At 71.3% G+C, this 26690-nt stretch carries 22 protein-coding genes and 2 pseudogenes; 3 read left to right on the forward strand and 21 right to left on the reverse strand.

Annotated elements, in window-relative coordinates:
* Positions 1-83: 83 nt before the first annotated feature.
* Together GTY84_RS26120 and GTY84_RS26125 are read left to right on the forward strand one after the other, a co-directional pair.
* The gene (locus GTY84_RS26120) at positions 84-2207 is read left to right on the forward strand and encodes a phage holin family protein (protein WP_161228845.1); all 2124 of its coding nucleotides are present in this window, start codon (positions 84-86) and stop codon (positions 2205-2207) included.
* Positions 2208-2440: 233 nt separating this feature from the next.
* Positions 2441-2869, forward strand: coding sequence for an OsmC family protein (locus GTY84_RS26125; protein ID WP_161228846.1), 429 nt, complete (start codon positions 2441-2443; stop codon positions 2867-2869).
* An 80-nt stretch (positions 2870-2949) separates the two neighbouring features.
* Here the strand turns inward: GTY84_RS26125 and narI are convergent, their stop codons facing one another.
* The 12 genes and pseudogenes from narI to GTY84_RS26185 all read right to left on the reverse strand — a co-directional run bounded on the left by narI (position 2950) and on the right by GTY84_RS26185 (position 17323).
* Positions 2950-3672, reverse strand: a complete 723-nt coding sequence (narI, locus tag GTY84_RS26130; protein ID WP_161228847.1) for a respiratory nitrate reductase subunit gamma — start codon at positions 3670-3672, stop codon at positions 2950-2952.
* The gene (narJ, locus tag GTY84_RS26135; protein WP_161228848.1) at positions 3669-4166 is read right to left on the reverse strand and encodes a nitrate reductase molybdenum cofactor assembly chaperone; all 498 of its coding nucleotides are present in this window, start codon (positions 4164-4166) and stop codon (positions 3669-3671) included. Before narJ ends, narI begins: the two co-directional genes overlap by 4 nt.
* Before the next feature lies 1 nt (position 4167).
* A complete protein-coding gene (gene narH / locus GTY84_RS26140) occupies positions 4168-5760 on the reverse strand; it encodes a nitrate reductase subunit beta (RefSeq protein WP_161228849.1) in 1593 nt (530 codons plus the stop codon).
* On the reverse strand, positions 5760-9455 hold the full coding sequence (locus tag GTY84_RS26145) for a nitrate reductase subunit alpha (RefSeq protein ID WP_161228850.1): 3696 nt from the start codon (positions 9453-9455) through the stop codon (positions 5760-5762). Before GTY84_RS26145 ends, narH begins: the two co-directional genes overlap by 1 nt.
* A 145-nt stretch (positions 9456-9600) precedes the next feature.
* Positions 9601-9870, reverse strand: a pseudogene (locus GTY84_RS26150) (transposase); the annotation flags it as partial.
* A 90-nt stretch (positions 9871-9960) separates the two neighbouring features.
* A complete protein-coding gene (locus tag GTY84_RS26155) occupies positions 9961-11526 on the reverse strand; it encodes a carbamoyltransferase C-terminal domain-containing protein (RefSeq protein ID WP_161228851.1) in 1566 nt (521 codons plus the stop codon).
* A gap of 61 nt (positions 11527-11587) precedes the next feature.
* Positions 11588-12403 (reverse strand): histidinol-phosphatase, encoded by an 816-nt coding sequence (gene hisN / locus GTY84_RS26160; RefSeq protein WP_345943530.1) that lies wholly within the window; start codon positions 12401-12403, stop codon positions 11588-11590.
* Positions 12400-13089 (reverse strand): methyltransferase, encoded by a 690-nt coding sequence (locus tag GTY84_RS26165; RefSeq protein WP_161228852.1) that lies wholly within the window; start codon positions 13087-13089, stop codon positions 12400-12402. The genes hisN and GTY84_RS26165 overlap by 4 nt, the downstream gene beginning before the upstream one ends.
* Positions 13086-14405: a DegT/DnrJ/EryC1/StrS family aminotransferase gene (locus tag GTY84_RS26170; protein WP_161228853.1), complete on the reverse strand. Its 1320-nt coding sequence runs from the start codon at positions 14403-14405 to the stop codon at positions 13086-13088. The genes GTY84_RS26165 and GTY84_RS26170 overlap by 4 nt, the downstream gene beginning before the upstream one ends.
* 60 nt (positions 14406-14465) lie before the next feature.
* On the reverse strand, positions 14466-15482 hold the full coding sequence (locus GTY84_RS26175) for a Gfo/Idh/MocA family oxidoreductase (RefSeq protein WP_161228854.1): 1017 nt from the start codon (positions 15480-15482) through the stop codon (positions 14466-14468).
* 45 nt (positions 15483-15527) lie between these two features.
* On the reverse strand, positions 15528-16004 hold the full coding sequence (locus GTY84_RS26180) for an NUDIX domain-containing protein (protein WP_161228855.1): 477 nt from the start codon (positions 16002-16004) through the stop codon (positions 15528-15530).
* A gap of 476 nt (positions 16005-16480) precedes the next feature.
* The gene (locus tag GTY84_RS26185) at positions 16481-17323 is read right to left on the reverse strand and encodes a class I SAM-dependent methyltransferase (RefSeq protein WP_161228856.1); all 843 of its coding nucleotides are present in this window, start codon (positions 17321-17323) and stop codon (positions 16481-16483) included.
* Positions 17324-17680: 357 nt separating this feature from the next.
* On the opposite strand from GTY84_RS26185, the gene GTY84_RS26190 reads away from it, so the two are divergent.
* Positions 17681-17893 carry a hypothetical protein gene (locus GTY84_RS26190; RefSeq protein WP_237532665.1) on the forward strand — a complete coding sequence of 71 codons (213 nt, stop codon included), beginning with the start codon at positions 17681-17683 and terminating at the stop codon, positions 17891-17893.
* A gap of 1 nt (position 17894) precedes the next feature.
* Here GTY84_RS26190 and GTY84_RS26195 read toward each other — a convergent pair whose 3' ends face one another.
* From GTY84_RS26195 to GTY84_RS34210, 9 genes and pseudogenes are all read right to left on the reverse strand, one after another.
* Complete coding sequence (locus GTY84_RS26195) at positions 17895-18293, reverse strand: GNAT family N-acetyltransferase (protein ID WP_161228858.1); 399 nt, start codon at positions 18291-18293, stop codon at positions 17895-17897.
* 192 nt (positions 18294-18485) lie between these two features.
* Positions 18486-18719: pseudogene (locus tag GTY84_RS26200) on the reverse strand (alanine--tRNA ligase-related protein); the annotation flags it as partial.
* A gap of 20 nt (positions 18720-18739) precedes the next feature.
* Positions 18740-19312: a GNAT family N-acetyltransferase gene (locus GTY84_RS26205; protein ID WP_161228859.1), complete on the reverse strand. Its 573-nt coding sequence runs from the start codon at positions 19310-19312 to the stop codon at positions 18740-18742.
* Positions 19309-20103, reverse strand: coding sequence for a tRNA (adenosine(37)-N6)-threonylcarbamoyltransferase complex transferase subunit TsaD (locus tag GTY84_RS26210; RefSeq protein WP_161228884.1), 795 nt, complete (start codon positions 20101-20103; stop codon positions 19309-19311). Before GTY84_RS26210 ends, GTY84_RS26205 begins: the two co-directional genes overlap by 4 nt.
* A gap of 381 nt (positions 20104-20484) precedes the next feature.
* Positions 20485-22065, reverse strand: a complete 1581-nt coding sequence (locus GTY84_RS26215; RefSeq protein WP_161228860.1) for an ABC transporter ATP-binding protein — start codon at positions 22063-22065, stop codon at positions 20485-20487.
* The gene (locus tag GTY84_RS26220; protein WP_161228861.1) at positions 22062-23687 is read right to left on the reverse strand and encodes an ABC transporter ATP-binding protein; all 1626 of its coding nucleotides are present in this window, start codon (positions 23685-23687) and stop codon (positions 22062-22064) included. Before GTY84_RS26220 ends, GTY84_RS26215 begins: the two co-directional genes overlap by 4 nt.
* The gene (locus tag GTY84_RS26225; protein ID WP_161228862.1) at positions 23677-24531 is read right to left on the reverse strand and encodes an ABC transporter ATP-binding protein; all 855 of its coding nucleotides are present in this window, start codon (positions 24529-24531) and stop codon (positions 23677-23679) included. Before GTY84_RS26225 ends, GTY84_RS26220 begins: the two co-directional genes overlap by 11 nt.
* Complete coding sequence (locus GTY84_RS26230) at positions 24528-25607, reverse strand: iron chelate uptake ABC transporter family permease subunit (RefSeq protein ID WP_161228863.1); 1080 nt, start codon at positions 25605-25607, stop codon at positions 24528-24530. Before GTY84_RS26230 ends, GTY84_RS26225 begins: the two co-directional genes overlap by 4 nt.
* On the reverse strand, positions 25604-26572 hold the full coding sequence (locus GTY84_RS34210) for an iron chelate uptake ABC transporter family permease subunit (protein ID WP_345943531.1): 969 nt from the start codon (positions 26570-26572) through the stop codon (positions 25604-25606). Before GTY84_RS34210 ends, GTY84_RS26230 begins: the two co-directional genes overlap by 4 nt.
* Between the last annotated feature and the right edge of the window lie 118 nt (positions 26573-26690).

The following is a 26690-nucleotide window of genomic DNA, read 5'->3' on the forward strand; positions in this document are numbered from 1 at the left end:
AAACCCCGCCCACCGGCCGTTGTGGCAGGGTGAGGGCAGCCCGTACCGACCGCGGGCCGGGACGACGTGAGGTGTGCGGGACCGTGGGTGGAGGGCGTTGGCGACGCGTCGCCGGGCAGATCGGCCGGAGCGTCACGGTGTGGGCGGTCTCCACCGTCACCATGCTGGCGCTCGCCGGGATCCTCCCCGACTTCCGCCTCCAGTCGCCCGACGGCGACAGCCCCACCGACATCGCCGTGACCGCCGCCCTCGGCGCCGGGGCCTTCGGCCTGCTGTCCGCCCTGGTGTGGCCGCTCCTGGTGCGCCTGCTGCTCCTGGTGCCCGCCCTCGTCCTCGGCCTGCTGGTCTTCTTCCTCAACGGCGGGCTGCTCTTCCTCGCCCTCGACCTGAACCCCACCACCCGCGGCGGCGTCGCCCCGGAGACGGCGGTCGTGGTGGCCGCCGTGATGTCCGCCGTCGCCTCCGCCACCGGCGGCGCCCTGGCCGTGCGCGACGACGACGCCTACCGCCGCCGGCTCTCCCGGCTGGCCCACCGCCGCCGCCGGGGCGGCCCGCCCTGCCCCTCCGCCCCCGGCACCGTCTTCCTCCAGCTCGACGGCGTCGGCCACGACGTGCTGCGGGACGCCGTCGCCGACGGCACCCTGCCCACCGTCGCCCGCTGGCTCGGCCGCGACGGCGCCCCCGCCACCCACCGCCTCGACCTCTGGCGCACCGACTGGTCCAGCCAGACCGGAGCCAGCCAGCTCGGCATCCTGCACGGCAGCAACCACGACGTCCCGGCCTTCCGCTGGTACGAGAAGGACAGCGGCGAGGTCGTCGTCTGCAACCGCCCCGCCAGCGCCGCCGCGCTCCAGCGCCGGGCCGTCGAGCGCACCGGCGACGGCGGACTGCTCGCCGAGGACGGGGCCAGCCGCGGCAACCTGTTCAGCGGCGGCGCCGGGGAGCAGGCGCTCGTGCTGTCCATCGCCGCCCGCCGCCGGGGCCCCGGCACCCGCTCCCGGGCGGGCTACTTCGCCTACTTCTCCGACCCCGCCAACGCCGTCCGCACCGCCATGTCCTTCGCCGCCGAGGTCTGCCGGGAGATCGGCCAGTCCACCCGCGCCCGGCTGCGCAAGGACCGCCCCCGCGTCTCCCGGGGCGGCCTCTACCCCCTCGTCCGCGCCTTCGCCACGGTCGTCGAACGGGACGTGGTGGTCGCCGCCGTGATGGGCGACATGCTCGCCGGCCGCACCGCCGTCTACGCCGACCTGGTGGCGTACGACGAGGTGGCGCACCACTCCGGGCCGCGCAGCCGGGACGCCGCCCGGGTGCTGCGCCGCCTCGACCGCTGCCTCGCGCTGATCGAGAAGGTCGCCGAGCACACCCCCCGTGAGTACCGCCTCGTCGTCCTCTCCGACCACGGGCAGAGCCCCGGCGAGACCTTCCGCACCCGCTACGGGCTCACCCTCGGCGATCTGGTGCGGGCCGGGTGCGGGCTGCCCGTACCGCGCCGCGCCCGGCGCACCCGCAGCGGCGCCGAGGCCCGCGCCGCCGTACGGGCCGCCCTGCACCGGCCCGTCGAGGAGGGCGAGGAGCGCTACCGGCCCGCCGGGCGCCGCTCCGAGCCCGTGGTGCTGGCCTCCGGCAACCTCGGCCTGGTCTCCTTCCCCGACGTGCCGCACCGGATGAGCCGGGAGGAGATCGACGCCCGCCACCCGGCCCTGCTGCCCACCCTCGCCAACCACCCCGGCATCGGCTTCCTGCTGGTGCGCAGCGAGCGGCACGGGGGCGTGGTGCTCGGCGCGCACGGCGCGGAGACACCCGTGGACCGGCTCGACGAGGACCCGGGCCCCCTCGCGGTCTTCGGGCCCGGCGCCGCCGAGGCGGTGCGCCGCACCCACGGCTTCCCGCACACCGCCGACATCATGGTCAACTCCTTCCACGATCCGGCCGACGGCGAGGTGCTCGCCTTCGAGGAGCAGATCGGCTCCCACGGCGGGCTCGGCGGCGCCCAGTCGCGGGCCTTCCTGCTCTCCCCGCTGGTGCTGTCCGCGCCGGGCGGGGAGGGGAGCGCCCTCGTCGGCGCCGAGCGGGTGCACCGGGTGCTGCGCCGCTGGCTGCGCGAGGCCCGGGGCGCCCGGACCCCGGACGGGACCGCGGGGCCGGTGCCCGGCGCCGGGGCATCCCCCGCCGTGCCGGACGGACTCGCCCGCGACGCCCGGCCCTGAACGGCGCCGCGCGGCGCCGTTCGGCACCGGCGGCACGGCAGCGCGACGCCGGGCCCCATGCGCGGCGGGGTGCCCGCCGGCGGCGGGGTGCCCGGGCGGGGCGGCGAGCGCCGGGGACGGGCGGGGGAGCTACGGGGAGTACGGCCGTCCTGTACGTTCCGGCAGGGGGAATGTGATCGGATGGGGGTGGAACCCCGCAAGGGGACGACCAGACCATCCGAAAGGGAAGAATCGTGGCAACCACGCGCTCCGCACACACCGTCTGGACAGGGAACCTCCTCGACGGCAACGGTGTCGTCACCTTCGACTCCTCCGGCATCGGGGAGCAGTCGGTGTCGTGGCCGTCCCGCGCCGAGCAGGCGAACGGGAGGACCAGCCCCGAGGAGCTGATCGCCGCCGCGCATTCGAGCTGCTTCTCCATGGCCCTGTCGCACGGGCTGGCCGGCGCGGGCACCCCGCCCACCAGGATCACCACCTCCGCCGACGTCGGCTTCCAGCCCGGCGAGGGCATCACCGGCATCCACCTCACCGTCGAGGGCGTCGTCCCCGGCATCGACAACGACACCTTCGTCGCCGCCGCCGAGGACGCCAAAAAGAACTGCCCGGTCAGCCAGGCCCTCACCGGCACCACCGTCACCCTGTCCGCCAAGCTCGCCGACTGACCTCCCCGCGCGGGAGCGGGCCCCGCGCACCCGCCCCGCGGGACGGGGCCGCGCGGGAGCCGCCCCCGCCGGGGCGGCCCTCAGGAACCCGCCCGCTCCCAGCCGCGGCGCTCCGGGCGCGGCCCCAGCTGCCCGGGGTCGCGCGACCGGTACACCACGTACGGCCGGGTCAGGTACTGCACCGGCGCGCTGAACATGTGCACCAGCCGGGTGTACGGCACCAGGGCGATCAGCACCATCCCCACCACCGCGTGCACGTGGTAGAGCACCGGCACGCCCTCCATCAGCCCCGTCCGGGGCCGCAGGGTGAACAGGCTGCGCGCCCAGGGGGCGATGGTGGCCCGGTAGTCGTAGCCGTTGCCCGCGGTGTCGGAGAGCTTGGCGGCCATGCCGAGCACGATGGCGCCGAGCAGGAAGAGGTACATCACCTTGTCGTTGCGCGTGGTGGCGCGGAAGACCGGGGCCCGGGTGCGGCGCCGGTAGACCAGCAGCGCGATCCCGGCCACCGCCAGTGCCCCGGCCAGGGTGCCGGCGTACAGCGACAGCAGGTGGTAGGCGTGCTCGTCGACGCCGGCCGCCCGGGTCCAGGACGCCGGGACGAACAGGCCGACCAGATGCCCCGCCAGCACGAACAGGATGCCGTAGTGGAACACCGGCGAGGCGATGTTCAGCAACCGGGACTCGTACACCTGCGAGGAGCGGGTCGTCCAGCCGAACCGGTCGTAGCGGTGCCGCCAGACCAGCCCGGCGACCAGGGACAGGAGGGCTACGTAGGGCAGGACGCCCCAGAGGAAGACGGTCATCGGCGGGCTCCGGGGGACGTGGACGGCAGGGTGGCGCAGACCGCGTCCAGGACGCGCGCGTAGGGCGTGCCGAAGGCGGCCAGCCGGGAGCGGAGCCGGTCCAGCGCGTCACGGTGCTCGACGAGCGGCTCCGTGCTCCCGGTGCGGGCGGTGAACTCCAGCACCGCGGGCAGGAAGTCGGGCAGTTCCTCGCCGGTCAGCTCCAGCCCGTGGGCCCGGTACAGCTCCTTGAAGCGGACCAGCGACATGCCGCGCCGCCGGGTGTCGCCGTCGGTCCACCAGCTCAGGTACAGGCTGTGCCGGTTCTTGAAGTCGAAGACCTCGACGTAGTGCGCCTGGAGCGCGGGCTGCGGGGTCGCCGCCGCGTGGTCGGTGAACTCCCGCAACTGCGGGGCGGCTTCGCGCAGCAGCGGCAGCCGGGTGCGGAAGGCGTCATCGGGATAGGTCAGGCAGAGCGCCGCCGCCTGGTACAGCACCTGGGCACCGCCGGGCATCTCAGACCTCCCGCTCGTCGTCCGCGGTCTGCCGGCGGCGCAGGACGTGGAAGTTCTCCACCGGCACCAGCGGCAGCCGTCTGCGCCCCGAGTCCCCGCCGAACGGCCCGCCGCCGCCCATCCCCGGCCCGCCCTCGGTGTCCAGGCTGCACGAGCCCGGCAGCGACTCCTCCAGGCGCCGCGCGTCCCCCACGGCGGCCGTCGGGATCACGTACCGCTCCTCGTACTTGGCGATGGCCAGCAGCCGGTACATGTCCCGGATCTGCTCGGCCGTCATGCCGACGGACGCCGCGGTGGCCGGGTCCGGCTCCTCGCCGAAGGTGACCGCCCGCATGTGGGCGCGCATCGCGGCCAGCTTCTCCAGCGAGGCCCGCACCGGGCCGACGTCGCCCGCGGTGAACAGCTCCGCCAGGTACTCCAGCGGGATGCGCAGGGTGTCGATGGCGCCGAACAGGTTCTCCGCGTCCTCCCCGTCGTGGCCCGTCTCGGTGAGTGCCTCCACCACCGGCGACAGCGGCGGGATGTACCAGACCATCGGCATGGTGCGGTACTCCGGATGCAGCGGCAGCGCCACCCGGTACCGGCTGACCAGCGCGTGCACGGGTGAGCGGCGGGCCGCCTCCACCCAGTCGTGCGGGATGCCGGCCGCCTCCGCCGCCCGCCGCACCTCCGGGTCCTCCGGATCGAGGAGGACGCCGAGCTGCGCCTCGTACAGGTCCTTCTCGTCCGGCGTCTCGGCGGCCGGGACCACCCGGTCCGCGTCGTACAGCAGCACGCCCAGGTAGCGCAGCCGCCCCACACAGGTCTCCGAGCACACCGTCGGCAGCCCCGCCTCCACCCGCGGGTAGCAGAAGGTGCACTTCTCGGCCTTGCCGGTGCTGTGGTTGAAGTACACCTTCTTGTACGGGCAGCCGGTCACACACATCCGCCAGCCGCGGCAGCGGTCCTGGTCGACCAGCACGATCCCGTCCTCCGACCGCTTGTACATCGCCCCGGACGGGCAGGAGGCCACGCACGACGGGTTGAGACAGTGCTCGCAGATCCTCGGCAGGTAGAACATGAACGTCTGCTCGAAGGCGAACCGCACCTTGTCCTCGGCCTCCCGGCGGGTCCGCTCCACCATCGGGTCCAGATCGCCGTAGGCGGGGGCGCCGCCCAGGTTGTCGTCCCAGTTGGAGGACCATCCGATCTTCATCGGCTTGCCGTCGAGCTGCGACACCGGGCGGGCCACCGGATAGTCGCCGCCGAGCGGGGCGTCGGTCAGATTCCGGTAGTCGTACGTCCACGGCTCGTAGTAGTCCTTGATCTCCGGGAGCCGGGGGTTGGAGAAGATCCCGGCGAGCTTGCGGAACCGCCCGCCCGCCTTCAGCTTCAGCGCCCCCCGCCGGTTCAGCTCCCAGCCGCCCCGCCACCTCTCCTGATCCTCGTAGCGGCGCGGGTAGCCCTGGCCGGGCCGGGTCTCCACGTTGTTGAACCAGACGTACTCCACGCCCCGCCGGTTGGTCCACGCCTGCTTGCAGGTGACCGAACAGGTGTGGCAGCCGATGCACTTGTCGAGGTTCATCACCATCGCGACCTGGGCCATGGGACGCATCAGTACTCGACCTCCTGACGGCGGCGGCGGACGACCGTCACCTCGTCGCGCTGGTTGCCCGTCGGGCCCAGGTAGTTGAACGCCCAGGACAACTGGGCGTAGCCGCCGATGAGATGGGACGGCTTGAGCAGCAGCCGGGTGAGCGAGTTGTGGATTCCGCCGCGCATCCCGGTCGTCTCCGACAGCGGCACGTTGACCGTCCGCTCCTGCGCGTGGTGCATGTAGACGGTGCCCTGCGGCATCCGGTGGGAGACCACCGCGCGCGCCACCACCACGCCGTTGCGGTTGACCGCCTCGATCCAGTCGTCGTCGGCCACGCCGATGGCGTCCGCGTCCTGCGGTGCCATCCAGATCGTCTGCCCGCCCCGGGACAGCGACAGCATGAACAGGTTGTCCTGGTACTCGGAATGGATCGACCACTTGTTGTGCGGGGTGAGGTAGCGGACGGTCACCTCCCGCTGTCCGTCGGCGCCCGGCCGGGGCTCGCCGAACAGCCGGTTCATGTCCAGCGGCGGCCGGTACACCGGCAGCGCCTCGCCCAGTTCGTGCATCCAGTCGTGGTCCAGGAAGAGGTGCTGGCGGCCGGTGAGCGTGTGCCACGGCTTGAGGTGTTCGGTGTTGAGCGTGAAGGCCGTGTAGCGGCGCCCGCCGGTCTCGATGCCGGACCACTCCGGCGAGGTGATCACCGGTACCGGGGCGGCCTGGGTGTCGGCGTAGGTGACCCGCCTGCCCTCGTGCTCGGCGGCCAGGTGCGCCATCCCCTGCCCCGTCCGCTCCTCCAGGGTGCGGAACCCCTGGGTCGCCAGGCGCCCGTTGGTCGTCCCGGACAGGGCCAGGATCGTGTTCGCCGCCTTCACCGCCGTGTCCAGCAGCGGCCGCCCGTCCGCCGGTCCGCCGCGCACCGCGCCGTTCGTCTCCCGCAGCCGCGCCACCTCCGCGTCCGGCCACAGGGTGATCCCCTTCGCGGGCAGCCCCTTGGCCTCCACCAGCGGCCCCAGCGCCGCGTACCTGGCCCCCACCGCCGTGTAGTCGCGTTCCACCACGGTCAGGATCGGCATCGTCCGGCCCGGCTCGGGCGCGCACTCGCCGCGCTTCCAGTCCCGCACCACCCCGCCGGGCTGGGCGGTCTCGCCGGGGGTGTCGTGCTGGAGCGGCGTGGCCACCAGGTCCTTGCGCACCCCGAGGTGGCCGACGGCCAGTTCGCTCAGCTTCTCCGCCAGCGCCTTGAAGGTGTCGAAGTCGGTGCGCGCCTGCCACGGCGGGTCCACCGCGGGCGAGAAGGCGTGCACATAGGGGTGCATGTCCGTGCTGGAGAGGTCGTGCTTCTCGTACCAGGTGGCCGCGGGCAGCACCACGTCCGAGAGCAGGGTCGAGGAGGTGTGCCGGAAGTCCAGCGACAGCAGCAGGTCGAGCTTGCCCTCCGGCGCCTCCTCCCGCCAGACCACGTCCCGGGGCCGCTCGCCCGGTGCGGCCTCCTCGGCGCGCAGCGAGGAGTGGGTGCCCAGCAGGTGCTTGGTGAAGTACTCCGCGCCCTTGGCCGACGAACCCAGCAGATTGGCCCGCCACAGGGTCACGATCCGCGGCCAGTTCTCCGGCGCGTCCGGATCCTCGCAGGCGAACCGCAGTGTCCCCGCCCGCAGTTCGGCCACCGCGTTCGCCACCGGGTCGCCGAACACCCCGCCCAGCTCCAGCGGGTTGCGGTCGAAGGTCGGGTAGGACGGCATCCAGCCGGTGCGCGCCGACAGCGCCAGGCAGTCCGCGGCGGTCATCCCGGTGAACAGCCCCTCGCCCAGCGGCGAGGCCAGCACGTCCGCGCCGAACCGGTCGTAGCGGAACTGGTCGGTGTTGAGGAACCAGTACGCCGTGCCGATCATCTGCCGCGGCGGGCGCGCCCAGTCCGACGCGGCTGCCAGCGACGCCCAGCCGGTCACCGGACGGCACTTCTCCTGGCCGACGTAGTGCGCCCAGCCGCCGCCGTTGCGGCCCTGGCAGCCGGTGAGCTGGAGCAGGGCCAGGAAGGCGCGGTAGATCGTCTCGGAGTGGAACCAGTGGTTGGTGCCCGCTCCCATGAGGATCATGCAGCGGCCCCGGGACCGCTCGGCGGTCCGCGCGAACTCCCGGGCGATCCGCACGCAGGCCGCCGCCGGGACCGAGGTGTGCGTCTCCTGCCAGGCGGGGGTGCCGGGCGACCCCGCGTCCTCGTACGAACCCGGCCACTCGCCCGGCAGCCCCGGCCGGGCCACCCCGTACTGGGCGAGCAGCAGGTCGAACACCGTGGTGACCAGCGGCCCGTCCGGACCGCCCAGCCGGGTCGCCGGCACCCCGCGCCGGGCCACGGCGCCGCTGCCCTGCCCGTGCGGGCCCCCGTCGGTGTCGAAGCGGGGCAGCAGCACCTCGACGCCGGCGGACGCCTCGTGCCCGTGCAGGCTCAGCCGGGGCTCGATCCCGTCCAGGTCCAGGTTCCAGCGGCCCCGGTCGGCCTCGTTCCAGCGGAAGCCCAGCGAACCGTTGGGGACGACGGCGCGGCCCGAGGCCCCGTCCAGCACCACCGTCTTCCAGCTCGCGTCCTCCCCCTCCTGCCCGAGGTCGGCGGCGCGCAGGAACTTCGACGGGACGTGGGCCCCGTCCCGCTCCGCCAGCGTCACCAGGAACGGCAGGTCGGTGAAGCGCCGCACGTAGTCCGAGAAGAACGGTGTCTCCCGGTCGACGAAGAACTCCTTGAGCACCACGTGCCCCATGGCGATCGCCAGCGCGGCGTCCGTCCCCGGGTGCGGGTGCAGCCACTCGTCGGCGAACTTGGTGTTGTCGGCGTAGTCCGGCGAGACCACCACGACCTTCTGCCCCCGGTAGCGGGCCTCCGCCATCCAGTGGGCGTCCGGGGTGCGGGTCACCGGGACGTTCGTCCCCCACATGAACAGATAGGCGGCGTCCCACCAGTCGCCCGACTCCGGCACGTCCGTCTGGTCCCCGAAGACCTGCGGCGAGGCCACCGGCAGATCCGCGTACCAGTCGTAGAACGACAGCATCGGCGCGCCGATGAGCGAGTGGAAGCGGGCGCCCGCCGCGTGCGACACCATCGACATCGCCGGGATCGGGGAGAACCCGGCGATCCGGTCCGGCCCCTGGGTCCGGATGGTGTGCACATGGGCCGCGGCGATCAGCTCGATCATCTCGTCCCAGTCGGCGCGCACCAGGCCGCCCTTGCCGCGGGCCAGTTGGTAGCGCCGCCGCCGCTCGGGGTCGCCCTGGATGTCCGCCCAGGCCAGCACCGGGTCCCCGAGCCGATCCCGGGCCTCCCGGTACATCTGGAGCAGGACCCCGCGCACATAGGGGTAGCGCACCCGGGTGGGCGAATAGGTGTACCAGGAGAAGGCCGCGCCCCGGGGACAGCCGCGGGGCTCGTACTCGGGGCTGTCCGGGCCGACCGACGGGTAGTCCGTGGCCTGCGTCTCCCAGGTGATGATGCCGTCCTTGACGTACACCTGCCAGCGGCACGAGCCGGTGCAGTTGACCCCGTGGGTGGAGGTCACGACCTTGTCGTGGCTCCACCGGTCCCGGTAGAAGGCGTCCGCCTCGCGTCCGCCGACCAGTCCGATGCTGTGCAGGTCGGGCGCGGCGGTGCCGGGCCGGAGGAACCGTCCCGCGCGCTGCAGCGCCGCGCCCGGCTCGGTGGGCGGTGTCCGCGTGTCCGTCACGTGCGCTCCCTGGATGGCTCGTGTCCGAACCTAGGGGCGCGCGCGGGGGCGCACCTGCCCACGGCGCCCGAACGGGTCGGTACGCCGCGGTCCCGGGGCGGCGGGGCGTGGGCCGGAGGGGTGCGGGGCGGGCGGCGCGGGACTGCCTGGTGGTGGGGGCGAGGCCGGCGTAGGAGGCGGGGTGGGCGGCGGTGGGGAAGCCGGTGCCGTCGCCGACGGTGACCAGGAGGACGGCGGCGGTCCTGACGCCGACGCCGGGCATCGACGTCAGGACCGGGGAAAGAGGGTGGGCCTCCAGCAGGGCGTGGATCCGGGTCCCCGTCGCACGGTGCTGGGTGTGGACGGCGGCGAGCGAGGCGGCCGGGGAGGGCACGACGATGTCGAGGGTGCCGGTGCCGGGGACGACGACGCTCTGTCATGGAAGCACACAAGGGCGCCGCTGCGGCAACCGTGTACCAGCACGCGACGCGTTCCTTGCTGCTGCGGTGTGGCACCGGGGTGCGTATTACTGCCGCGGGGTTATGAAGGTTCCGTTCACGACATATCCATCGAGCCCATGAAGTTCGCCGTACGCGATCAGGTCGCTGGTGCGGTTGATGAATCCGCGTCCCGAATAGTTGAGCGAAGTGTTGCAGAGGACGCTGAATCCGGTCAGTTCACCGAAGCGGGTCAGCAGTTCGGCCATTTCCGGGTTCGCCGTCGGGTCGACGGTCTGGGTGCGGGCAGTCCCGTCGACGTGCGTCACCGCCCGCAGTTCGTCGGACTCGACCTGGCTGAAGTACAGCATGTAGGGGTCGGGGACGCCGCCGCCGAACCAGCGGCCCGCGTCCTGTTCCAGGCAGATCGGGGCGATGGGCCGGTAGCTCTCGCGCTGCTTGATCTTGTTGAGTCTGCGCGTCGTCTCCTCGGTGAAGGGAGCGGCAAGGATCGACCGGTTCCCGAGCGCGCGGGGGCCGATCTCCCAGCGGCCCCGTGCCCAGCCGATGATGTTCCCGTCGCGGAGATAGCGGGCGACCTCGTCATGGGATACCGGGCGGATCTCGTAGCGCCGCGGGTCGAATGGCAGATCCTCGACGAACTCGCCTCCCGTGTACACGTCCCAGTCGAGGGCGGCCGACCCGGTGTAGAAGTGCTGGGCGTCGATGGCGGTCCCGATTGCGGATCCGCTGTCGTTGGGGCACGGCGGGACGAAGACCGCGGGGAAGAGGCCGCACTCGCGCCAGCGGCGGTTCCACTCGCAGTTGAGTCCGCAGCCGCCGGAGATGAGAAGTGGGAGGCCCTCGACCAGATGCTCCCGGGCGTATGTGTGGAACCGGTTGAATATGGCGTCCGACAGGTGGGCTGCGAAGTTCTTGTACGCCTGCGTCTCCACGCCGATGTTGTGGAAGGGAGAGTCGGCCATCCGGTTCTTGAGGCTGCCCGTGATGACCTCCCGCTGCCCGAGGATGAAGTCGATGGCTTCCTGCTCCGCCCGCCCGGCCGGCCGGGCGTCGGCGAATCCGGAGAGGGCCATCTGCTTCCCCGCGTCCTGGAAGCGGACGAATTCCTCGTGCGGGCTGTACTCGGGATCGGCGAGCGCGAAGCCGTAGGAGTACTTGTTTCCGGGGTAGTTGAGCACCTCCTGGAGGTGGGTCACCCTTCCGTACTCGTCGATGCGGTAGAAGGAGCCGATGTTCCCCTCCCAGACGAGACTGTAGAAGGCCTGGTCCTGGGGGAACGCGGACATTCCGTATGACGTCATGATGTGGGAGCGCTCGTGTGTGGAGGAGAAGACACGCACGTTCTTCCCGAAGAACCGGCCGGCCTCGTCCGTGATCGAGGATTCGCCCACCCCGAAGTACCCGGCACGCGACGGCTGGTCGGTGGCCTGAGTGCCCTTGATCCAACCGCTCACGGCGATGACATCGGGCTGTTCGTCGAGCCGGTCGGCCGCCACGGCGAATGTCTCGGCCGTCAGCGTGCTGTAGCGGCTGAACGAGTCCTTCTCCGCCTCCAGGGAGAAGAGCAGCTTTCCGTCCTTGACGGCTGCGATCGCGCCGTCGTGGCCCTCTTTGAGGGAGAGAATCAGCATGGTGGTCCTTCCCGCTGCGGGTGTGGGATGTGGCAGTGGGTGCCTTGGCGGAGTACCCGGGTCAGGTGGTGCCCGGACCGGCTGCCGTCGAGAGGACTTTGAGGGCGAGCCGGTGAAGCTGTGGATTGGCGGACAGCGCACCGGTGCCCCCCTGGGGCGTGCCACCCCTAAGATCGGTGCAGGCCCCGCCGGATTCGGTGACGAGGACCTGTACGGCGGCGATGTCCCATGGGTTCACGACCGGTTCGGCGGCGATGTCGAGGGTTCCCTCGGCGACCATGCAGTGCTGGAGGAAGTCGCCGAAGGCGCGGTCCTCCCAGCACTCCTCGGCAAGGCGCAGATATGCCGCACGTGAGTGGAAGACGTCCCAGGTGCGCGTGCTGGTGGTGGACAGGTAGGCGTCGGCAAGACTCTTCCGGGCGGAGACCCGCAGTGGCAGGGGAGCACTGCCGGCCGGCCCGCGCCGCAGCCAGGCACCCCGGCCGGCCGCCGCCCACCAGCGGCTGTACAGGGCGGGGGCGCTGATCACACCGACGGTGGGCCGCCCGTCCTGCAGCAGGGCGATCAGTGTGGCCCAGACCGGTACCCCGCGCAGGAAGTTCTTGGTGCCGTCGATGGGGTCGACCAGCCAGGTGCGCCCTTCCGTGACGGAGCCGCCGGTCTCCTCACCGGCGAAGGAGTCGTGGGGGCGGGCGGAGCGCAGTGCCTCACGCACGGCCGTCTCGACGGCGGTGTCCGCGTCGGTCACGGGCGTGCGGTCCGGCTTCTCCCGGACCCTCAGGTCAAGGGCCCGAAAGCGGGGGCCGGTGATGTGGTCGGCGATGTCGCCCATTCGCAGGGCCAGTTCGAGATCGTCCAGTGGGGATACGGGGATCACCTCGCGTGGAGTTCGAGCAGGTGGTATTCCATGACACGGACCTCCTCGATCCGGCGTACACGGCGCAGCATTTCGACCCGTACGCCGGCTTCCTCCGCGATGGCGTCGAGCCGTTCGCGGTCGCCGAGGTCGGCGGTGCCCAGCAGCAGCCTGCCGCCGTCCGTCAGATGCTTGTGGGCTCCTGCGATGTAGCGGGCCTGGCCCTGGTAGCCGGGATCGAAGACGGCGGAGTGCAGATCGGTGGACAGGGCGAAGTCGTCCTCCACGTAGGTCCAGGGGACGTTCCAGAAGATGGTGTCGAAGCGGTCCACCGGTTCGAGTGCCGTGTACATGTCGCTGTGCAGGGCGCGCACCCGATCGCCCACGCCATGGCGTTCGGCGTTGGCGACCGTGTTGGCCACCGCCCTCTCGTTGATGTCCAGCGCGGTCACGGACGCACAGCCGTGAAGTGCCGCGGTCACGGAGATGACGCCCGTTCCGCAGCCGATCTCCAGGAACGAGCCGCCCGGCGGATAGGGCACGATCGAGGCCAGCACCTCGGTCGCGGCGCTCAGAGTGCTGGGGAAGACCCCGCGGTGCAGGTCCCATTCCCGTCCCAGCAGGGTGAAGGTGTCCGGCAGGTCGTCGCCGACGAGGGCGTGCCGGAGGGCCTGGGCCACGGTCTCGGGGGATTCCTGGGCGGTCATCGCTGCTGCCTCTCGGGCGGTGTCGGTCGTCGGGCCGAGCCGGCCGCGTACCGTACGAGGGCTCCGCGGTGGCGGCCGATCTTGAGGAAGGCCTCGGCATACTGCTCTATGAGCGTCTTGTCCTCGGGCCAGTTGGTGAAGGTGGGCAGTGACAGTGCGTGCTGCTCGACACGCTCCGCGTGCGATCCGTCCCTGGGTCCGGTGCCCTTCTTGGCCGTGCCGGGGAACAGGGGGTTCTCCCGGGAGGCGTACAGCGGCAGCGTGGAGAGCCGAGGACCGGAAGGAGCGCCCACTTCCATGCCTTCGGCGCGTAGCGCCTCGATGAGGACGGAGCGGGGGACGCCGCCCAGCGCCTCGGGCCGGTAGAGCGGTTTGTAGCCGTACCATGCGCCCATGTCGACGTGGTCGGCCACGTGTACCGGCTCCAGATAGGCGACGTCGCCGATCTGTCGGCCGAGGTGGCGCAGGCAGCGGTGCCGGGCCTCTTTGCGCGCCGGGAACGCGGCGAGCGCGTGCCGGGCGACGATGGCGTTGAAGGGCGACATGCGCAGCTTCAGCCCGAAGCCGGTGACCCAGTGCGCGCGCAGTTCCTCGTCGAGGACGGAGTCCCGGGAGCGGTCCCGGTAGTGGCCCAGGAGCGTGGCACGGTCGTGCACCTGGGCGTCGCTCGTGACGAGGATGCCGCCTTCGCCCGCGTAAACGGCCTTGTTGGCCTGGAGGGAGAAGACCGCAGCGTCGCCGAAGGTGCCGACGGGCTTGCCTTTGTAGCGACTGCCGTGGGCGTGGGAGCAGTCCTCCAGAACGCGCAGCCCGTGCCGCTCGGCGATCCGCAGGATCGCGTCCATGTCGCAGGGGTGGCCCCACTGGTGGACCACCGTGATCACCTTGGTGTGCTCGGTGAGTGCGGCCTGAAGGGCCTTCGGGTCCAGACCTCGGGTGCCGGGATCGATGTCGGCCAGGATCACGTCGCCGCGGAGCGCGAAGACGGGGCTCAGGGCCGCGTGGTAGGTGAGCGCCGGTCCCACGACATCCACGCCTTCGCGCACACCGAGGGCGAAGTAGGCGGCGAACAGGGCGCTGGTACCGGAGTTGAAGGTGACGGCGAAGCGGGTTCCGCCCTCCAGGAAGGCGAGGAAGTCGGCCTCGAACCGGCCGATGGGACCGCTGTTGCCCTTGATGGAGATGTCGGCGTTCCGCTGCGCGGCCAGTTCGGACAGCTCCGCCTCATCGGCCGGGGGCGGCCAGACTTCGTGCGGCAGGGGCCGTTCGATGGCGGGTGTGCCCCCGAGGAGGGCGAGTTGCTCGATCGTGGCCATGTGTCCTTCCTGGTTCCGTGGTGGGGCCGCGCGGGTTCTGCGGGTCCGTCGGAGCTGGGGTCAGGCGCACCGGTCGGCGATTTCGTCGTACTCGCGCAACCGGTCCCGGTAGATCCCCTCGATCGTGTGCACGGAGCGGAGCTGACGCTGGAGGTGGTCCTGCCGGTAGCGGAGGTCGTCCAGATGGCCCAGGTAGTGGGCGATCATGGAACGCGCGATGTCGGACTTGGGGCCGTCCCAGGTGAAGCTCTCCAGCGGCAGTCCTCCGATGGAGTGCAGGACGGCGACCCCGGGAGTGACGTTCAACGCGCCCTCCGTACCGAGCACGCAGAGATGCTCGGCCTTCTCGTAGTGGTGGCGTGAGATGCGCAGCGAGCCCTTCAGTCCTGTGGCGGGGTAGCTGGACATGAGGCTGACGAGATCCTCCAGCCGTCGATCCCGCATCTCCTGGTAGTGGTGCACGAAGGCGGAGTGCACCTGGGAGGGTTCGGGGAACATTCCGCTGAGCACATCGATGAGGTGGTAGCCCATATCGAGGAGCACACCGCCCATGGCGTGCTTTCTGGAGGCGCGCCAGCCCGTGGTCGGGTGGGCCAGGTTCAAGTGGTAGTCGTACGAGAACCAGTAGGGCTGCCCGATCCGGGTGAGGTTTTCCCGGGCGAACCGGAAGACGGGGTTGAAGTTCCGTTGCAGCAGGGTGAAGATGCTGCGGTCGGCCTGTTGCGCCAGGTGGATGAGTTGCCGGGCTTCCTGCTCGGTGACAGCGAATGGCTTTTCTTTGATGACGTGCCTGCCGTGCGCAAGGATTTCCGAACAGACCGGGAAGTGCTCACTGTGCGGGACGGTGACCACCGCGACATCAAATTCTGTCCTTGCGAGCGCCTCACCCAGGAGGGTGTAATGCGGGAATTCCCAGGCGTCGGCGAGTGACGAGGCTGCCGGCGCCGGGTCGACTCCGCCGACGACGTCTGCGTTTTCCCGCACGACCGGCAGATACTCTTTTCCTTGATGTCCGGCAAATCCGACCACCAGAACTCGCGGGCGCGGGACTGCCTTCTTCGACCTGTTACCGGACATACAGAATATCTCCCTCGCAGAAAATATCTGAAGTCGTAGAGGGGTTCAGGGGGCTCGGTGCTCTTTTCCGGACTCACCGGCGAGCCATGTGTGCGCCGCGGTCACGACGTCCTTGATGAAGGTGCTTCCGCTGAGCTTTGTATTCTCGTCGAGCAGCGTGACGCCGTCGGTCGTGATCCAGGTGAACTCGGTGTGCTTGTCCCGTTCGAGTTCGGGCGACGAGAGGTCACCGTCCACCTCGACGACGTAGTCCGATTCGATGTGCCGCAGTCCGTCCGCCGTCCACTCCTCGTGCGCGACCCGGGCAAGCACGTGGCGCAGTCGCCACCCGGTCTCCTCGGCGATCTCCCTGCGGAGCGCCTCCAGCAGGGGCTCACCCTCCTCCACGGCTCCGCCGACGATGTCCCAGCAGCCGGGGAAGAGGCGTCGCCCGGCCGAGCGGCGCTGGACGAAGATCCGGTCGCAAGGGTCACGGATCAGCGCACCCACCACGCGCCGCGGTTCGTTCGACGAGCTGACCATTCATCCCTCGATTCACCAGCACGCGAGATATCGCGTGCGCCATGTGCCGGGTAGAATAGAAAATGAGCCGAACGGTCCGAAGGAGAGGGCAAGCAGCTGAATTGCCGCCGCATTGATCGGGGCGGCTTGGCCGGGCTAACCGGACTCTCCGCCCCGAAGGCTACCGGAGACCCTCGACGACACAAGAGAGTGCGCAAGGATTCGGACGCCTCAACTTCCTCTTGACATGGTGATGCGCCATATGCTGACAAGCGCCCCATGGATGTCGCCCGCTGATTCGGGCTGCAGGTGTCGAGGTGCCCCGCCCCGAAGTGTGGACTGCTCTCGCCGGCGCTCACCGTCTTCCGGGTGAGGGCTTTCTCGCCCGACTCACTCAGCGATCATTCCTTTCTGTCACCGCCGGTCATGTCACGCTGGATATGTTGGCCGGATTTTCCATGTGCCGGATCCTGATGGCGCCGCTCGGTGCCCGGACGCTACCGGCGGCGGGCGACCAGGAAGACGTACCCGACCTCGGGGAGCGCACCGAACCGGGGAAGGGAGCGGGTGGAGGTGAAGAACTCGTAGTGAGGGTCACCGGGGGTGGGCCGGACGCCGTCGAAGGCATCGGCGAACGCCTGATAGGTGCGCCGGACGTGTTCCCCGATGTCGTTGAACTCCACGGTCTCCAGACCGGCGCGGTCCAGCGCCGTACGCAACTCCACCGGTCCGGGAAACCCGGGGGACCGGAACGCCCGGCACGTCTGGCGGACCGTCTCGGCGGCATCTCCGGTCACCGGAGCCCGGAGCAGCACATCAGTGACGACCAGCGGGCTTCCCGGTCGAAGTGTCCGGGCGATCTCGGTGAGAGCCGCGGTCCGGTCGCTGATGTGCATCAGGCACTCGATCGCCCAGGCACCGTCGAAGGACGCCGCGTCGAAGGGCAATGCGCAGGCGTCCGCGTACCGGAAGTCCACCCGGCCGGCGAGCGCGGCGGCGTCCGCGCGTGTCCGCGCGAGATCGATGTCCTCGTCGCTGACCGAGATCCCGGAGACGCGCGCACCGGTGGCCCGGGCGATCCGCAGGGCGGGCCGTCCGGTTCCGCAGCCGACGTCCAACAGGCGCTGTCCGGGTGCGGTGGCCAGCCGTTCCGCCACGAGGTCGGTGAGCCGGTCGGTGGCTTGGTTGAGAGAGCGGTCGTCGTCGGCGCTGTCCCAGTACCCGACGTGGATGTTCCCGTCGACGGCCGTGCCGTCCGCGGTCTCGGTCTGCTCGTCGTGGACCGGACCGGTGTCTGGTGACGACGGGGCGGTGTGGCGCACGGACGGGTCGTCGGTCATCGAGATCTCCCGCGCTTGAAGGGCGTGTCAGCCGGTGGTGAGGGCTGTCGGGCACGATTCACGGTACGCATCCCGGGCGAACGAGCGGGCGAGCCCACGGGGTTCACCGGGACGCCGAGAGGTATGCGGCGGCGGTCGCCGGTCGGGCGGTTGCCGCCCATGGTGAGGTCGGTGGCGATGCCGGCGAGTGGTGTGACAGCTCTGTGGGCGACGCGTTGCACCGGGGGTGTCCGACGGCGATGGGCATCGAACGACGATTGTCCTGGAGGGTGTGGAGTTCGTCCAGGGTGCCGCGTTGGCATGGCCGCGACCGACCGGCGGCCGGGAGTGTCTGATCAACGGCGATCTGATGATCAAGTGAGGCCGGGGAGCGCCCAAGCAGACCCTGGGCCATGGGCGAACGGCTCCGCGAACTCGGCGCAGTTGGCCACCGGGCTGCTCGCTGCGGTCCTCGCCCGCGTTCTCGGCATCGTCATCACCGTCGCCGGCAAGCGGCAGCGAGCCGCCGCCGGAAACCGGGCCGTCCACGCGACCGGGATCAGCCGTCGGACGACTGCGGAGCAGGCGTGAACTACCGGAGGGCGATGAGCCCTGCGTCCGTGGGTCTGAAGCCGCACGCGTCGAAGTAGAAGGGACGCAGATGCTCTTCGAAGTCAACGTGGAGCCATTCACAGTCCGCTGCATGGGCGCCTTGCACCGCGGTCGTCATGAGCCCGGTCCCGATACCGGTCCCGCACATGTCCTGAGCGACCATCGTGTCGAGAACGAAGGCATGGACGCCACCGTCCCAGGCAACGTTGACAAACCCTACGAGCCTGCCGCCTTCCCGGGCGCAGACCCAGCCGAGGCTGTGGCGGTGCACTTGTGCCTGCCAATCGATGGGCATCCTGGCGTGGCTGAACGCTTCCGCGTGGAGCGCGTTGACGGCGGCGTTGTCGATGTCGCCGCGCCACTCATACGTGATCACCATGGGCCGCATCGTAGGTCGCGGGATCTCGGCTCAGCCCTCTTTGTTCGGGGCCTGTGCCCCTTTCGGTCAGAGACATTCCGTGAGTTCTCGTACCCGATTCCGTCATTACGGGTGTCGAGGGAGAAGCGTCGTCAATCCTGGAGACGATGCGCAGACCGGCGCCCGGCTCAGCCTGCGCCGAATGATCCGGACCGTGGTCCTGCCGACCTCCTCGATGTCCAGGGTGCGGATGCACTTCTGCACGCTCGTGGCCCGTTCCCACGGCGGGACGGCCTCCCCGGTGAAGTAGGGCTTGAAGGGGACCATGCCGGCGTTGACGAACAGCAGCGTCGGGTCCGGGGTGGGCAGCGGCGCGCTCGGGACGACGGTGTGGCCGCGGGCGGCGAAGTGATCGAGGAAGCGCTGTCGGATGTCGGCGGTACGCAAGACGGGCTGCTCCGGATCGGTCAGAGGGGAAGGTGAACGGCTGCGCGGGCCGGGTGTCGTGGACCGAGGAACACGGCGTGCCCGGCTCCTTCGGGGGCGGGGTGGGTGGCCTGGCTCCAGCCGAGGCGGCGGTAGAAGGCCACGGCTCCGACGGCATGGACGGGGGTCATCAGCCAGCACCTCCCGTCCGGGGCGTCGGCGGTGACGGCCTTCAGCAGCGCGGAACCGCAGCCCCGCCACCGGGCGGGAGCGGCGACGGCCATTTCGTCGATCTCCCGAGCACCGCTCAACCAGGCCCGAGTCCGCTCCGGGCCGAGAGCGGCGGCGGCCTCCGGGTGGCAGCGGTCGACCGGGAAGGGTGTGGGTGTGGTCCAGCCGGTCGCGAATCCGACGACCTCGCCCTCGTCGAAGGCGAGGGCGGCAAAGAAGCCGGGGCGCGCCACGTCACCCGACAAGCGCGCGATGAAGCTCGCCGCGGAACTGTCTCCACGCCAAGCGGAAGCGGTGAACACCTCCGCGTACAGGTCCGCCACCTCGACCCCGCGCCGGAGCAGCTCAGCGCCGGGTACCCGGCGGACCGCGGGCGTCCTCATGCGGCAGCCATCGCCGGGCGCGCGGCGGGACGCAGGGCCGCGTACCCCAGAGGCGCGGACGGGCCGGCCGACAGGTCCGGCTGCGCCGGGGCGGAGCCGGAACGGACAGGAAGGTCACCGACGGCGGCGACCATCGCCCCGCCGTCGGTGCACAACGTCATCGGCGGCACCCGCAGCTCGACGCCGGCGGCCGCGCACCGCTTGTCTGCCAGGACCCGTACACGGGAGTTCGCCGCCACACCGCCGACCGCGACCGGCGTGCGGACCTCGTACTGCCGGCGGGCGGACGGCACCTTGCGGGTCAGCGCGTCCGCGACGGCTCCTCGGAGCGATGCGGCGCCGTCGGACACGGGGAGTTCCTCTTCGTTCCGGCGGTGCTGCTCGGCCCGGCGGGCGGCGGCCGTTTTCGGGCCGGGGGAGGAGAAGCCGTAGGGGTGTTCCTCCGAGCCCGGGAGCGGTCGAGGTAAGGCAAGGGCGCGGAGGCTGCCCCCGCGGGGTGCGCGGGCGATGACCGGCCCGCGAGGGCAGGGCGGTCCGAAGACGCGGGTGACCTTGTCGAGGCACTCACCGGCGTCGTCGACCGTGTCGCCCAGGTGCGGGATCGGAACCCGCACGAGGTCGCGTACGAGGAGCAGCGAGGTGTGTCCGCCGGACACGACCAGCACCGTGCGCGGGTCGGGCAGCGGCCCGTGCTCCAGGGGGGCCACCACGTGTGCCGGCAGTGGCAGCCGGCCGCCGGACACGACCCCCGCCCCGGTCCCGTCGCAGGACGACTCGATACCCAGCACCACGGGAGAGCCCACGGCAACCTCTTTCGCACATGAGAAGCAATTGCAACCAGTGTGCAATAAGGTACGCGTCCGAAGGGCGCCCGGGGGAGGGGCGGCCTCCCGCCCGTGCTCGTGGTCAACCCACCCGTGATCTGGCGACACCCGTGCCGGGTGCGCGCCGCGTGGCGCGCTCCTTCCCCGAGGCGACCCCGTACACGATGGACGTCGTGGGCCACTGGCTCCACCGCAGGGGTGGAACAGAAGAGGCGCTGCGGGGCATCGACGCCCACCTCACCCGACCGCGGGGCCGAGCCGACGGGAGTGCGGCGGTGCGGTGGTCCGCCCGGGGCGCGGGCCCCGTCCCACCTGTTCCTGACCCCCTCGGCCCCGGTCTTCGGCGCGTCATGAACGGGGTGTACGCCCGGGAAGGGTGATGACGTCCGTGGCGTCCCAGATTTCGGTACGGCGATGGGTGACCGCGATGATCGTGCCGGGCAGTTGCCGCAGCGTGTGCACGACGCGTTGTTCTGTCACCGCGTCGAGCGCCGCTGTCGCCTCGTCGAGGATGAGGATCGGCGCGTTCTTCAGGAGGGCACGGGCAAGGGCGACGCGTTGGCGTTCCCCACCGGAGAGCGCGCTTCCGTGGTGTCCGACATCCTGGTGGATGCCGTGCGCGGACCGGGCGACGACGGTGTCGAGATGTGCCTTCCGGGCGGCTTCGAGGACGTCGTCGTCGGTGGCCGCGGGGTTGCCGAGCCGGATGTTCTCCGCGAGGGTGCCGTCGAACACGACCGGTTCCTGAGGCACATAAGCGATGTGCGCGGCGAGGTCTTCGTGGCGCAGGTCCGTCAGGGCGGCTCCGCCCAGTGTCACGTGCCCCTCTTCGGGGTCGTCGAAGCGCATGAGCATGTTGAGCAGGGTGCTCTTGCCGCTTCCTGTCGGACCGGTGATGAGCACCCGTGCTCCTTCGGGAACGACGGCAGAGAGGCCGTGGAGCACGGGCGGGTACGAGATGTTCGCGAGTTCCAGTTCGTGGCCGTTCCGCGGGGCGCTCCGCGATGGTTCCGGGAGAGCGGGCGGGGCGGCCACGGTGCGGTACTGCCGGACCGTGGTGCGCAGGTCGTTCACTGTGAGGCCGGTGAGCGCGAGTGCGTCCAGCGGCGCCGCGGCCCGTCCGGTCAGGATCACGAGTGCGAGCGCCGCTGCGGGATCGTCGATTCCCGTGACCGCGAGGAGCACGACGATGCCGGCGAGCGGAAGGGCGCCGGCGAGGCCGGAGACGAGGGTCGCCGGCGCGGAGGCGTTGGTCGTGCGGGCGAGTGCGGCCTCCTGGGCCTGCCAGGTCGCCGTGAGGCGCGCGACGGCTCGGTCGGGGCCCGCGGCCGTCCGCAGCAGTTCGAGATGATCGACGAACTCCAGTGACGCCGCGGCGGCAGCCTGCTCGGCGTCGCCGCGGCCGGCGTCCGCGCGGGCCAGGGCCCGCTGGGCGGCGCTCTGCGCGAGGAACGCGACCGCCAGGAGCACACCCACGAACAGCATCGCGGACGGCCCGCCGACGATCCCGACGCCGACGAGCAGCAGCAAGGGGAGCAGTGGCGCGAGGACGAACGTCTGCAACTGATGGGCGGGCACGCTCATCAGCGTCGGGATCGCACGTCCGGCGACGGTCCCGATCAGTGCGCGGTTGGCCTCTGTGAACCAGGACAGCTTGGCTCGCGCGAAGGCGGTACCGAGGGCGTCGTAGAGGTCGCCCGCGAGCCGAGCCCCGGTGAGATATCCGCCGCGTGAGACCAGCACGGTGATCGCGACGGCTGCGCCCGCTGCGCCGAGCACCGGTCCGGGCGGCCGTCCGTTCGCGATCGCCCGTGCGAGTGCCGTGTACGCGGCCGCTTCTGCGACGGCGACGAGCACCCATCCGAAGGAGATCAGGAGCAGTCGGCGCTTCGCCGTGGAAGGAAGCGCCTGGGGCGCGGGCGTGGTCATCGTATGGCTCCGGTCGTCGTGAGGCGCCCGTCGGCGAGCGTGAGCTGTGCATCCGCGGTCGCGGCGAGCTGAAGGTCGTGGGTGACGATGATCAGCGTCCTTCCCGAGTCGGCGAGAAGACGCAGTTCCGCCATGAACCGGGCGGCCGTGTGCTCGTCGAGTGCGCTGGTCGGTTCGTCCAGGAGGATCACGGGCGCGTCGGTGAGGAAGACCCGCGCCAGTCCGACGCGCTGTCTCTCTCCACCGGAGAGGTTCGTCGTCTCCGTCTCGGGCGGAATGCCGAGCTGGGCCCGCCGCAGTCCCTCGGCCAGGTCCCGGTCGTCGTGGTCCGGGGCGGAGAGGCGGAGGGTGTCGCGCACCGCTCCGGGCAGCACGTCGCCGCCTTGCGGGACGAGGAGAACCGGTCCGGATGACGCGTGGGCACGTGACCGCGCGGCCGGAGCCGGCGGGAAGACGATGTCCCCCGCCGTGGCTGATTCGAGTCCGGCGATGACACGGAGGAGCGTCGTCTTGCCGCTTCCGCTCGGTCCGGTGACGACGGTGATCGTCGACGGCTTGAACGCATGCGTCACCTCGTGGACGAGGACGCGTTCCGCGCTCCCGACCGTGAGGCCGGCCAGGGCCATTCCCGTGGCGTTCTCCCCCTGGCCGGCCCGATGCGAGGAGAGCGTGACGAGGGGCTCCTGGAACACCTCGGCGATGCGGTCCGCAGCGGCGCGGCCCGCGCGGACGTAGTCGAGCCCGTGGCCGAGACGCAGCGCCGGGGTGACGACGGCCAGACCGAACAGCAGCATCGCGGCGAGCGTTCCGGCATCCTGTGCGTGGCCGACGGCGTAGGCGATCGCGTAGGTCGCGGCCGCTTGGAGCAATGCTCCCGCGACGGCGGCGAGCGTCGCGACCCGTCCCACCCAACGGACCATTCCCGTGGTGAAGCGGCGGGTTGCCGCCGCGTAGCGGGCCGCGGCCCCGGTCTGGGCCCCGTAGGCGCGGCAGACGAGGATTCCGCGGGCGTAGTCGTCGACCGCGGTGACGACGTCGCTCATCACCCGGGCGCTCTCGGCTCCGTGACGTGCGGAGGTCCGTGGAACGACGAGCAGGTAGTAGCAGGCGGCGAGCAACCCCGGGACGAGGGCGAGCAGCGCGCTGGGCCCCGCGACGGCGAGGAGGACGAGCACACTTGCCACGGGCACGACCGCGAGCGTCGTGCTCTCGGCCGGCAGGTGCGCGACCGCGTGGTGCAGCGCCGCGATGTCGTCGGAGACGAGGCGGCGCAACGCGTCACCGCCTCGCCCGGCCAGAGCACTCATCGGCATCCGGGCCAGGTGTCCCGCCACTTCGCGCCGCACACGTTCCGCGAAACGTGCTTCGCCGCGGTGAGCCGTCCACGAGGAAACGGCCGAGAGCAGGCCGCTGGTGATCCATGCCGCACAGGCCCACACGGCATACGCGGGCGTCGGGTCCGTGAGGAGCCGCGTCGTGGACCAGAGCGCGCCGAGACCGCAGAGCCCGGCCACTGCCGCGGTGAACGAGGCGACGCCGAGCAGCGGGAGGCTGGGGAGCAGTGCTCGCGCGAGTGGCGAACGGCCGACCGACGGCGAGTGGGATGCGTGTTCAGGTGTCATCGACGTTCTCCTGCCGGGGAGTGCGGTCGCGCCCGATCGGAACGACCTGGGGTGTGCCGGCGACGGGATCGGCGACGACGAGGCACCGCAGCCCGAAGACGTCCTCGACCAGGTCCGCGGTGACGACCTGGGCGGGCGGGCCCTCGGCGACGACGGCGCCGTCCTTCATGGCGATCATGTGCGTCGCGTACCGCGCCGCCTGGTTGAGGTCGTGGAGCACCGCGACGAGGGTCCGGCCGGCCACGTGCAGGTCGGTGAAGAGTTCGAGCAGTTCGATCTGATGGGTCAGGTCGAGGAAGGTCGTCGGCTCGTCGAGGAGGAGGATGTCCGTCTGCTGGGCGAGCGCCATCGCCACCCAGACCCGTTGGCGTTGCCCGCCCGAGAGTTCGTCGACCGGGCGCGCGGACAGATCCGCGATGCCGGTCGCGGCCATCGCGTCCGCGACGATCCGCTCGTCCGCGACGGTCCATTGACGGATGAGCCTCTGGTACGGGTGGCGTCCGCGGGCGACGAGGTCGGCGACGCGGATGCCGTCGGGGGCGAGTGAGGACTGCGGGAGGAGCCCGAGCCGCCGCGCGACCTCTTTGGCCTTGTAGGCGTGGATGTCCCGGCCGTCGAGAACGATCCGCCCGTTCGCGGGCCGCAGGAGCCGCGAGAGTCCGCGCAGCAGCGTGGACTTCCCGCACGCGTTCGGGCCGACGACGACAGTGAACGATCCGTCGGGGATCGCGACGGACAGCCGGGTGTTGACGGGGCGTTCGTCGTACCCGATCGTCGCGTTCTCGGCGCGGAGCCGAGAACGGTTCGACGCGTGCACGGGCGCCTCGGTGTCGGAATGGGTCATGTGTTCCGTCTCGTTTCGCGGATCAGCAGCCGGATCAGGTAGAGGCCGCCCAGGCAAACGGTGATCAGGCCGACGGGCACGGAGCGGTACGCCTGCGCGATCGCCAGCGACGACGCGTGGGCGAGGGCGAGGAGGGCGGCCCCCATGAAGGCGGATGAGGCGACCGTCACCCCCGGCGTGCGGGTCAGGCGGCGTGCGAGCTGCGGCGCGGAGAGCGCGACGAATCCGATCGGTCCGGCCGCGGCGGTGACCAGTGCGGTCGTGGCGACGCCCGTGATCAGGAGCACCGGGCGGGCGCGGGCGGCGCTGACCCCTTGTGCGAGGGCTGCGTCGTCGCCCAGCTCCAACTGCCGCAGCACCGGGGCGAAGACGGTGACGCAGCCCAGGACGAGCGCCCCGCCGATCAGGGAGGGGACGAGCGCGGCCCATCCCACGCGGCTCAGTGAGCCCGCTCCCCAGAAGCCGATGCTCATGGCGTCGTTGATGTCGGCGCGGGTGATGAGGTAGGAGTTGACCGATCCGAGCATGGCCGAGACGGCGATGCCGACGATGATCAGCCGGAACCCCTGCACGCCTCGCCGGTACGCGAGCAGGTAGACCGGGCCCGCGGTGAGGAGACCTCCCGCGATCGCCGCCGCGGCCACCGACCAGTGGCGGTGGGAGCCGAGGAGCAGGACCGTGATGACGACGCCCGTATAGGAGCCGGCATCGAAGCCGATCACGTCCGGTGACCCGAGGGGGTTGCGGGTCAGGGACTGGAAGACCGCCCCGCCGACGCCCAGCAGCGCGCCGAACAGGACGGCGCCGATCGCCATCGGCAGACGCCATTCGATCACGATCAGCCGGTGGAAGTCGTCGCCCTGCCCCGCGAGCGCCCGCACGACCTGGAGGGGGCTGAGCGGATAGTCGCCGAAGCCGAGGGACAGCACCGCGACGCCGATGGCGACCGCCGCGAGGACCGCGTTGACCACAAGCATTCGGAGGCTGAAGCGCGTCGCGACAAGGTCGCCGATGCGGACGGTGACATGCCGGTAGCCGAAATCGATCGGTTTCGGCCGGGATGCGGAGCGGTTCACAGTCCGGCCGCCTTCCTGCGGCGCACGAGTGCGATGAGTACGGGGGCGCCGATCACGGCCGTCAGCACGCCTGCTTCGATCTCCCCGGGACGGGCGACGAGACGGCCGATCACATCGGCGCCGAGGACGAGGATCGGCGAGGCCAGGGCGGTGCAGGCGATGATCCACCGCTGATCCGGTCCGGTGAACCAGCGCACGACGTGCGGGACCATCATCCCGACGAACGCGATTCCTCCGGTGAGCGCCGTGGCCCCACCCGCGAGCAGCGTGACTGCGGCGATCCCGGCGACGCGCGTGCGGATGACGCTCGCACCGAGCGATGCGGCCCGGTCGTCGCCCAGAGCGACGGCGTTCAACGCTCCGCCCAGGCAGAACGCGATCACCAGCCCGACGGCGATGAACGGAAGCACGGAGAGCGCGTCGGGGATCGAGGTGCGGGCGATCGATCCGAGACCCCAGTTCTTGAAGGCCCGGAAGGTCTCTTCGTCCATGAGCATCAGGAGCGTCGAGAACGCCGTGAGCACCGCGGCCAGGGCCACACCGGCGAGCACGAGTGTGACCGGTGAGGCGGAACCCCGCCCGCAGGAGCCGATGGCGTACACGAGGGCCGTCGCGACGACCGCGCCGAGGAAGGAGAACCACACGTACCCGGTGATGCCCGACACCCCGAACAGGCCCACTCCGATCGTGATCGCGAACCCCGCCCCCGCGTTCACGCCCAGGATTCCCGGGTCGGCGAGCGGGTTCCGGGTGATCGCCTGGACCAGTGCTCCCGCAACCCCGAAAGCGACGCCCGAGAGGATGCCGACGAAGGTGCGAGGCACCCGCAGCGTCCACACGATCGAGGCCGCCTCGGACCCGTCGGGATGGAACACGTTCTGCCATACGTCCCGGAGCGGGACCGGATTCGCTCCGAAGCTCACGCTCAGCGCCAGCACGCAGGCGAGCACGAACGTCAGCACCACCAGTCCGAGCGTCCGCCGTGCTCGCGGGACCTGCTCCGTGCGTCTCTCCTCCGGCGGGCGAGGCCGCGACGCGTCCGTGGTCATGGTTCTCCTCGGTCGGGCGTGTGCGGGGCGCGGC

The organism is Streptomyces sp. SID8352, from assembly GCF_009862265.1.
Taxonomy (GTDB): Bacteria; Actinomycetota; Actinomycetes; order Streptomycetales; family Streptomycetaceae; genus Streptomyces.